Here is a 1,012-nt window from a genome sequence, read left to right as displayed (position 1 = left end):
GGTGTGCAGAACGAACACGTCCCCAACTGCCCAACTGCACCGCTCACTTCCAGATGGACATGGCGCAGGTGCCGGCCACGATGAGGGCGAGACCCACGGCGGCGCGGCGCGTAAGCCGCTCGCCAAAGACCAGGCGGGCAAAGGCGATGGACACGAGGATCGACAGCTTGTCGATCTGCACCACCACGCTCACTTGGCCCGTCTGCACGGCAAAGTAGTAGCAGAGCCACGACGCTCCCGTGGCCAGGCCCGACAGCACAAGAAACCCCAGCTCGCGATGGTCGACCGAGCGCACCTCCGCCAGCTTTCCACGCGCGGCCACGATGCCCCACGCCATCGCGAGCACCACGCAGGTGCGCAGCGCCGTGGCGAGGTTGGAATCGACCCCCTCGATGCCCACCTTCGCGAGAATCGAGGTCAGGGCCGCAAAGACTGCCGAGAGCACGGCATAGACGAGCCAGGGCTGCACCGGTGACGCGGACGCCCGCAGCTCCTCTCGCGCGGGATTCGCTGCCGTCCCCGCCCCGGCCCCCCGCCTCCGCACCATCATGAGCGTGCCCGCCAGGATCACCGCCGTGGCGAGGAGCTTCACGGCGAGGTGGCCCGTCTCTCCAAAGAGCACGATGGCCAAGAGCGTGGAGATGACGGCGCTCGACTTGTCGATGGGCACCACGCGGTCTACCTCGTCCGATGCCAGCGCCTTGAAGTAGCAGATCCACGAGCCGCCCGTCGCCAGGCCCGAGAGCGCGAGGAACGCGTACGAGCGCGGCGAGATCGCCGCCAGCGCGTCCGGGACGTCGCCCACCGTGATGGCCGCCATGACCCACGCGAACACGAGCACTACGAGGGTGCGCAGGGCCGTGGCCACGTCGGAGTCGGTGTGGCGGATGCCGCACTTTGCCAGAATCGCCGTCAGGCCCGCGAAGAGCGCCGAGCCCAGCGCCGCCACAATCCACATGCGCAAACCTCCAAAGGTGCAGCCGTGCAGTTGGGGACGTGTTCGTTCTGCACA

At 68.1% G+C, this 1,012-nt stretch carries 1 protein-coding gene; it reads right to left on the bottom strand.

The window, feature by feature from the left end; translation table 11 throughout:
• Nucleotides 1–43 precede the first annotated feature (43 nt).
• Nucleotides 44–958 (bottom strand): EamA family transporter, encoded by a 915-nt coding sequence (locus EFAMC1_RS08975; protein ID WP_154053940.1) that lies wholly within the window; start codon nt 956–958, stop codon nt 44–46.
• Nucleotides 959–1,012: the final 54 nt, after the last annotated feature.

The organism is Olsenella uli (assembly GCF_901212675.1).
In the GTDB taxonomy this organism is placed as follows: Bacteria; Actinomycetota; Coriobacteriia; order Coriobacteriales; family Atopobiaceae; genus Parolsenella; species Parolsenella uli_B.
The sequence above is the reverse complement of the archived record's forward strand: the minus strand, read 5'-3'. Positions and strand labels throughout refer to the sequence as shown.